Origin of the sequence: Dehalobacter sp., assembly GCA_023667845.1 — a bacterium.
Lineage (GTDB): Bacteria > Bacillota > Desulfitobacteriia > Desulfitobacteriales > Syntrophobotulaceae > Dehalobacter.
In genome coordinates this window covers 1-1,431 of record JAMPIU010000044.1, presented here as the reverse complement: position 1 = coordinate 1,431, position 1,431 = coordinate 1, and the positions used below count along the sequence as shown (strand labels likewise).

The 1,431-nt window shown below is 44.7% G+C and carries 2 protein-coding genes; both read right to left on the bottom strand.

What is annotated here, in order from left to right; all coding sequences use genetic code 11:
• Positions 1 to 373: 373 nt before the first annotated feature.
• Positions 374 to 811: a hypothetical protein gene (locus NC238_02100; GenBank protein MCM1564750.1), complete on the bottom strand. Its 438-nt coding sequence runs from the start codon at positions 809 to 811 to the stop codon at positions 374 to 376.
• A gap of 165 nt (positions 812 to 976) precedes the next feature.
• The gene (locus NC238_02095; protein MCM1564749.1) at positions 977 to 1,237 is read right to left on the bottom strand and encodes a hypothetical protein; all 261 of its coding nucleotides are present in this window, start codon (positions 1,235 to 1,237) and stop codon (positions 977 to 979) included.
• Positions 1,238 to 1,431 lie beyond the last annotated feature (194 nt).

Genomic DNA, 1,431 nt, shown 5'->3' with positions numbered 1-1,431 from the left:
ATAAGTGATTAATTTCATAACGAATAACCCTATTGGTTAGGGGCATTTTGTATTTTTTGCAGCGCATCAGCAAGCGATCCTGGCAGGCTGTAAATTGGCAAATCTTTGAAAGGGCCAACCCAGCTTAATACGCTGCTCACGCCAATTGCACATTCAAAGACACCTTGGCTGGGAGCATTTTGAATCCTTAAAGCAATAATACTTTCTTCTGAGTTGTTGTGTGGAATATGAATGTACGTACGTCACTTCCTTTACTTCACTCCTTACCCGTAAGCCCCGAACAACAACAAAGTGTCGTCAAGCCGCTTGCTCTTCAATCCTGAAAACAAGCCAATGTGCACATACTCCGAATCCTGCATACTTTTCCATATAATCATTCAAGACGATTAAATCTGATTCCCAACACAAAGTCAGCGATGAGTTGAAGTACAAAGCATAGAAACCCACCAACTATAGCATGCAATCGATTTTGGCTCGGGCTTGCATAGAGAGCAGATACAATACTGTATTTGGACGCCTCTCCCAAGATGGGTTGTACAAAGCTCCACTGTAACAAGTAAATGAAGAAAAGAAATCCTCCACCAGTCAATAGTCCGAAAAGAAAGTTAACTGGGTTCCAGGGTTGGCTTGCGCTCCTCCATCTCATCAAAAATATAACGACGAGCCATATTAGTAGAGCAATAACGCTTATAATAATATGAATATACAGAGGAAATCCGGAAGGCATCCAGCCAGCTGTAATATATGTAAAAAATGAATAACCTAGAAACATCGGAGCTGCAATAGCAAAAAAAATGCTGGTCTTCTTCATGATGCCTCCGCCGCTACTGTCATTATTTTAGTCGGCCTTGTTCATAAGTGGCCCATAACTTTTTATTGTTAAACCAGCATCCCATGAAATGCGACAATGATTACTGTCCTCCAACAGAATGTGTTAATGCAAAATGCGTCCAAGAAACGGGTAATTAAGGGATCATTACCCTGACGGCCCCGATGGAAACGCCGTCAACCAGGACATCCGATATGAGGCATCCTCCATTCGGTACAATCGTGAAGGTTTGGCTACCTCCCGCTTCAACCGTCGCCCAGGACGGCCTAATTTTGCCGCCTGGTCCTGCGGCGGCGCTGATAGCAAAGAATTCGCCGGCTCCCGAATCGAGATCTTTCTTATCCTGTTCCCGTTGGCATCATAGATGTATATGATCTTCGTGCCGCGGATAAGGGGTGGTAGAGACAAAATTTTTCGTTCCTATCTGGGCGCTGGCACATCCCCGTTTTGGAAGCAGACTGTGGCTCCCGCCAACCTCCCTTTTTTCGTCAGATCAGAGTCAAGGTCGGAAGAGCTGACGAATGAGCGGTCCCAAGACAAAGTAGCACCAGATGCCGATTAGCACAGCGAAAATGAGTATGAACAATCGATTTTTCCTTAAT